We start from the raw sequence: 6,386 nt of genomic DNA, 5'->3' as shown, positions 1-6,386 counted from the left end.
GCCCGATGATGATCAGCAGCGCATTCTCGATTTGCTGGGCGTTAAGCTCTAATCCCCCTGTAGCCACTCTGATGAAACAGTAAAATCGTCGTAAACCCTGCGGTACCAAAGGGTTTGGCTTGTCGGGGTAAACAAAGCGCGTTTAGGGAGAATTCTTGAATGACCGCAACTGGCCGTTTGCCGACATCCAGTAACTTCACCAATAGTCAGTCACTTCTGCTGTTGCGCTGCACAAAGATAACTCAAATACGGAATCCGGATATCCGATATTTTCCGTCATTAATTCGGCGCCGTCGGTTCATTCCCTGCAAAACGGAGCACAACCCATAGTGTGGCTTTGCATTTCCCACGACAAATCAGTGCAGTTCACCCAATGGTGATGCCTGCGGGTACAACCTCCGATCGAATCTGATGGTTTTACCCGCTCCTCTCGCTTCAAGGCTCTATCGGTCATTTATTCGCGGCCGCATCAGCCGATGGATAAGCCAGGTACCGCCCAGCGCGCCGATCAGCAGGACCAAGGCTACGTGCAACTCGTTGAGAGCGGCCGGTGCAACAATGAGCAGGCTGCCCAACCCCAGCATCATCAATCCGGAAACCAGCTTGAGCAATCGCCCTTCCGTCTCCGACATTTTTCGCGCTCCGAGAGTGAAAGTAAACACCAGGGTGATCGCCAATAACGGAATGACATAGATGACGTTGTACAACGCCAGGTAGGCGTTATGTTGCCAGGGCGACAGATCCGAAAGGGTCAGCAAGCGGGTGTAAACCATTGGGAATCCGGCGGTACACAGCAGCTCGTATGAATTGGCCGCCAGCGCCAGAGTGACGGTGCCCAGCGTCATTGCCGGCAGGCTGTCGGCACGCAACAGGCCGCGTATCCGCTGGTAGAGGCCCGGCCTGGCGGAATCCGGTATGGACAGCGACAATCCCTTCTTGAACCAGAAGTAATCCTTGATGTTGATCACGGCAACAATGAGCGCCAGCACCCCGGCAGCGGTGGTGACGAAAGAAATTTCCCCGATCCAGCGGAAAACATTGAGCCAGGCGGCCATGAACAGGAAATAGACGAGGCCAGAGAAAAACAGGAAGACGCCGCCGATGTACAGCATGCGCGCACGACTGCCGGCATGGACAAGCAGCGAAAGAAGAAAGAGGAGAACGAAGAAGGCACAGGGATTGAACGCATCCAGTCCGGCAATGACCAGGGTGAACACCGGCAAGGATCGTTGTCCGGGGGTAATCTGCCCAATCAAGGGAAGGTCGATGACGGGTTCCTGCGCTACCCTTGAAGCATCCACCGCTTGAGCGCTACCTGATTCATGACAGGACTGCAAGGCTTCTTCCAGCGCCTGACCACTTGTCTCCGGCCGATCGAATCCCACCTCCATCCGCCCGCAAAAGAGGAATCCCGGAACGCTACTGGCCTTCTGGCCAAGGGACTCCGCCATGGCTACATAAGCGTCGGCTGCAGCCTTGTCCGAAGTAATCTCGCGGCTATGCAGAACCAGCCAGGGATGACGCTCCGGCAAAGCCTCAATAAACGGCCGTGCGACCTGGCAGTGGGGACAGGTACGAGTCCAGAAGAAATAAAGATGCACCTGTCGTTCGCCGGCCACATTGCTGTCGATCCAGACCGGTGGCTCGGCAGCGCCCGAGAACGACGGTAGGGCGAAGAACGCAAGAAAACAGATCAGGCGCAATACGGAAGTTGGTAGCAGGAGATGCATTCTCATCATTCACTCCGCTTTATTCATGGCCACGCTTAATGGACGGCCCATCGCGTTTACCCCAAAACCGCTGTTAGCCTTCGTTCAGCATATCGGTCGAAAGCAGGATAACCTCGATTTCCTCGGTGATTTCTTCCTGGCGCTGGATGTTGTAGGTGAGCCGCAGACGTGCGCTGTCTTCATCCAGGCGCTGCAGGGCTCGGTCCATATGCGCCTGACGCTGGCGGTTCTCGGCCATCAGCGAGCTGTACAGCACCGCGTTAAGTGCGGCGTACAGGTAGTGCCCGGTCAGTCCGCGCAAAAATACTTCGGGCGCAAGATTCAGATCCGCCGGATAGGCCGAAGGGTTCCCAGGGGCCGGTAAATCGCGCAAGGGCAGCAGCGATCGCATGCGGATATCGCCCGTGGCGTCGCAATGATAGAGGGTGGAAAGCCCGTAACCGGCCAGTTGCGCCTGCGCCAGCAAACGACCCAGATCCCGCGTCAGGCGGAGCAGCACGGCGGGCACCTCGTCGGCGACAAGGGCGCCCGGCAGCGCCAGTTCGACGCACTCCCTTTGGCCAAGCCGGCTGGCCAGACGCCGGCCCACGACGAGCCAGCGCACTGGCGCATCCTCCTCCTTGCACCTTGCCTCCATCCGGGTCAGTAGCGTCTCGTTGAAATCTCCGCAGAAGCCCTGCTCCGAGCCCACCAGCACGCAGAGCTCGCGCCCGGCTACGGGCTCATCGGCGAACTCGGGATGGGTCAGCAGAAAGTCTGCCGCAGCCGCCTCGATGCCAGCCACCATGCGTTGCTGGCTGGCGAGAAAATCGGTCAGGATGCGGATTTCCATGAGGGCCAGGCCCTTCATCGCCGACATGATTCCGGCGATATCGGACAGTGCGTCCATCCGGCGGGCGAGTTCACGCCGGCGGCTCATCGCGACTCTTCGTCCAGCTCACGCGACCAGCCGGCAACAGCGTCCCGCCAGGCCTCCCGCCCCGAAGCAATCCCCACTCCGGGGCCATCCGCTGCCGCTTTTTTCAGCAGTCCGGCAAGGCGCGCCTGCACTGCGCCGCCCTCCAGCCCATCGAAGAGACCCTCGCTGTAGGCCACCAGCCAGGCCATGTGCTGCTCGGCTGTCAGCGGTGACAGACGATCCTGCTTGAGCAGTTCGCGCAGCAGCCGGCCACGCCGGATCTTGGCCTCGACGCTGGCTTCGAGCCGGGAACCGAAGCGGGTGAATACCTCCAGTTCGAGAAACTGCAGGTAATCGAGCTTCATGCGAGCAGCCTCGGCCTTGATCGCCGGTACCTGCGCCTTGCCGCCAATGCGCGAAACCGAACGGGTGATGTCGATGGCCGGCAGGAAACCGCGGGCATAGAGCGCCGGATCGAGATAGATCTGGCCATCGGTGATCGAGATCAGATTGGTCGGAATATAGGCTGAGATCTCGCCCTGCTCGGTTTCGACGATCGGCAAGGCGGTCATGCTGCCGCCACCGTGCACGGTCGACAGGCAGGTGGAGCGTTCCAGCAGACGCGAATGCAGATAGAAGATATCGCCGGGGTAGGCCTCGCGCCCCGGCGGACGACGCAGCAGCAAGGACAGCTCCCGATAGGCGCGGGCATGGGTGGTCAGGTCGTCGTACACCACCAGCACATCGCGGCCGGCCCACATCCATTCTTCGGCCAATGCACAACCGGCAAAGGGCGCCAGGAACTTCAGGCCGGGCGTCGTCGCGGCCTCGGCAACCACGATGCAGGTAATATCGAGCACACTCGCCTGTCGCAGGGTTTCGAGGGTGGCAACGACTGCCGAGCGCTTCTGGCTGATCAGCACATAAACGCAGAGTACATCGCGCCCCTTCTGGGCAATGAGGGTGTCGAGGGCCAGCGAGCTTTTACCGGTACCCACATCGCCGATGATCAGTTGCCGCTGTCCCTTGCCGATGGGAATCATTGTATCGAGCATCTTGTTGCCGCTGAGCAAAGGCCGCTCGACAAAATCGCGCGCCGTGATCGGCGGCGAAGCCACCTCGAGGGCGCGCCGTCGACTGAATTGCGGCGCCGACGCACCATCAAGCGGATGGCCCAAGGGGTCCACCACGCGGCCGAGAAAGGCATCGCCAACGCCTATATCGAGTCGCCGTCCGGTGAGCTGTGCCGAAGCACCGGCGGCCAGCCGCTCTTTCTGATTGAGCAGGATGGCACCGATGCTGCGGCTGCCCAGATCGAATACCAAGGCCTCGCTGCCGTCCTCGAAGCGCAGGATTTCATCCATCGCCGCCGACGGCAGTCCCTCGATCCGGGCGATGCCGTCGCCGATCGATACCAATTTACCGATTTCGTTGATCCGCAACTGTGCGCGGTAGTCCGCCAGCCATGGGCTGCGCTGGCGACCGGGATCATCGAGCAAGATTGGAGGCCTCCGCGAAAACGCCCAGTTCGCCAGCCAGGCTGAAATCCAGTTGCCAGGCACCGAGCGAGAGGCGCACACCGGCCAGTAGTTTGCCGTCCTCGACAAATTCGAGCGGGCCATGCGTGCCCAGCCGGGCGTCGATCGCACTGGAGAGCCGTTGCCGCTGCACTTCGGCGAGCGGATAGGCGCTCGTCACGACACCGTGCCCATGGTCATTCTGGCCGGCGCGCAAGGGGGCAAGACGCGCTTCGGGCAAAACCGCCAGTTCGTCGATGAAAAGTTCGACCAGTCGCGCTTCCAGATCCGGCCCGGCCAGATTGCCAAGCAGCACGCTGGCGAACGCACGGGCATCGCTGCCGGCCTCGGCCACCAGTTCGCGCCGCACTGTCTCCTGCCGGTGGGCGTCCTGAGCGGCACTGCGCTCGCGCTCGGCGGCAAGGTCGCGGCTCAATACCTCCATCTGCCTTGCGCGCTCGCTCGCCAGTTCCGCATCGAAGCGGGCGCGGGCTGCCGCCTTTTCCTGCTCCCAGTCGGCCAGACGGCTCTCGAACTGGGTTTTCAGGCTTGCGGCATTTGCTTGTGCTGCACGGGCTTCATTCAGGGAGTGCTCGATTCCGGCCCGGCGTTCGGCCAGCGTCGCCAGCACCGGCCGATAGAGAAAGCGTTTGAGAATCCAGAGCAGCGCCAGGAAATTGATGATTTCCAGCGCAAAGGTGGTCCAGTTCAGCTCCATGACCGCCGCCTACTTCAATACGTATTCGAGCAGCGGATTTCGGAAGAGGATGATGAGCACAATCACCAGAACGTAGATGGCCAGCGATTCGATCATCGCCAGACCGATGAACAGCGTGCGGGTGATGGATTTTTCCGCCTCCGGCTGTCGCGCCAGCGCTTCCAGTGCCTGGGTAATCGCCTTGCCCATGGCGATGGCCGGGAAAATGACACCGACGGCGATGGCCAGTGCGGCAGCGCAGGTGGAGATCAGGGCAAACCAGTGAATGTCGCTCATGTTGTGCTTCCTTTCTTGTCGTTCGATTGAGGTGCTTCAGTGTTCTCCGAAGCTTCATGGGATTGCATGCCACCGGCGATGTAGATCAGTGCCAGCGTTCCAAAAATGTAGGCCTGGACCAGGGCTTCGACGATGTGCAGCATCAGGATCGGCACCGGCACCAGTAACCCCGCGACCAGGAGTACCAGCAGGGCGGCCATTTCCAGACTCATGATGTTCCCGAACAGGCGCATGGCCAGCGCGATGGTGCGCGAAAACTCGCCGAGCAGATGAAACGGCAGGAGGATGGGACTGGGCGTCAGGTAGTGCTTGAGATACTCCTTCAGACCCGCACTGCGGATGCCATACCAATGCACCGAAAGGAAAACCAGAAAGGCCAGCGCGGCGGTGGTCGACAAATCTGCGGTTGGCGAATGTAGTTCGGGAATGAGGCCGGTGAGATTGGCCACCGCGACAAACAGCCAGAGTGTACCGACGAAGGGCAGGAGCAATTCGGCACGGCCTGGCAAGACGCCATCAATAGCACTATCGATCGACTGGACGACACCCTCGAGCGCCGTCTGCACGAGGCCGGGTTTGTCGGCTGAAAGGCGTCGGGTCGCCAGCCAACAGCCGACGCCGAAAAACAGCAGCAGCCCCCAGGTGGTCACCACCGTTGAAGTGATGTGCAGCCAGCCGATGCTGAAAACAACGCCTGCCGCTTCCATTACCAGTACTTCCGGATAAAGAAATAAACATTGAACACCCCGAGCGCGAGGCCGAGGATGATCAGGTTCATGGTCCACCCCACGCTATAGCCCTCTCCCTGGCTGTCCAGCCAGCGCCCCAGATAAGCCCCCACCAGCAGCGGCACGACAAAAAGAACCGAAAGGCTGCCGAGGAAGACGGTCTGGGCCAGGAGCGAACGGCGATTGCGTTCGGCTTCCTTCAGGCGTTCGCTGTCGCGCGCCACGTCGCGGCGCCACTTCTCGTCGTTCATTACGGCCACCGGTCGAGTGTGCGCAAGCGCCGGAACAGCTCGTGTTCGAGCTTTTGCAGGTTGTCCTTGACGCTCTTCAGCGCTTCCTCTTCCTCGGCCAGTTGCCCGGCCAGCATGGCGGAAATGCGCGCGTAATCCTGATCGCAGAGGTAGCGCCGGGTATTCACGCCCAGTTGATTGTCGGCAAAATTCAGCACGGCACCGGGGCAGGCCAGATAGTGCCAGGTTCCCTCTTCCGTACGGAAACGGGCGAGGCCGTAGTCAAGTA

8 protein-coding genes are annotated in these 6,386 nt (G+C 60.7%); all 8 read right to left on the bottom strand.

The genetic code is table 11. From position 1 onward, the window contains the following. Positions 1-443 precede the first annotated feature (443 nt). The gene (locus tag JNM42_RS10650; protein WP_294269260.1) at positions 444-1,739 is read right to left on the bottom strand and encodes an NrdH-redoxin; all 1,296 of its coding nucleotides are present in this window, start codon (positions 1,737-1,739) and stop codon (positions 444-446) included. 64 nt (positions 1,740-1,803) lie between these two features. After that, on the bottom strand, positions 1,804-2,649 hold the full coding sequence (locus tag JNM42_RS10645) for a FoF1 ATP synthase subunit gamma (protein ID WP_294269258.1): 846 nt from the start codon (positions 2,647-2,649) through the stop codon (positions 1,804-1,806). Further along, the gene (locus tag JNM42_RS10640) at positions 2,646-4,127 is read right to left on the bottom strand and encodes a F0F1 ATP synthase subunit alpha (protein WP_294269256.1); all 1,482 of its coding nucleotides are present in this window, start codon (positions 4,125-4,127) and stop codon (positions 2,646-2,648) included. Before JNM42_RS10640 ends, JNM42_RS10645 begins: the two co-directional genes overlap by 4 nt. After that, positions 4,117-4,863 carry a F0F1 ATP synthase subunit delta gene (locus tag JNM42_RS10635; RefSeq protein ID WP_294269254.1) on the bottom strand — a complete coding sequence of 249 codons (747 nt, stop codon included), beginning with the start codon at positions 4,861-4,863 and terminating at the stop codon, positions 4,117-4,119. Before JNM42_RS10635 ends, JNM42_RS10640 begins: the two co-directional genes overlap by 11 nt. Positions 4,864-4,872: 9 nt before the next feature. Then, positions 4,873-5,139: an ATP synthase F0 subunit C gene (gene atpE, locus JNM42_RS10630; RefSeq protein ID WP_294269252.1), complete on the bottom strand. Its 267-nt coding sequence runs from the start codon at positions 5,137-5,139 to the stop codon at positions 4,873-4,875. Then, positions 5,136-5,846, bottom strand: a complete 711-nt coding sequence (locus tag JNM42_RS10625) for a F0F1 ATP synthase subunit A (protein WP_294269250.1) — start codon at positions 5,844-5,846, stop codon at positions 5,136-5,138. The genes atpE and JNM42_RS10625 overlap by 4 nt, the downstream gene beginning before the upstream one ends. After that, positions 5,846-6,118 carry an AtpZ/AtpI family protein gene (locus JNM42_RS10620; RefSeq protein ID WP_294269248.1) on the bottom strand — a complete coding sequence of 91 codons (273 nt, stop codon included), beginning with the start codon at positions 6,116-6,118 and terminating at the stop codon, positions 5,846-5,848. Before JNM42_RS10620 ends, JNM42_RS10625 begins: the two co-directional genes overlap by 1 nt. Then, positions 6,118-6,386 (bottom strand): hypothetical protein (locus tag JNM42_RS10615; protein ID WP_294269246.1); only part of this gene is annotated, 269 nt, incomplete at its 5' end. The genes JNM42_RS10620 and JNM42_RS10615, both read right to left, overlap by 1 nt.

It is taken from the genome of Propionivibrio sp., from assembly GCF_016790145.1.
Classification (GTDB): domain Bacteria; phylum Pseudomonadota; class Gammaproteobacteria; order Burkholderiales; family Rhodocyclaceae; genus Propionivibrio.
Note: the sequence above shows the minus strand (reverse complement) of the source record. Positions and strands in the feature narration are given on the sequence as shown.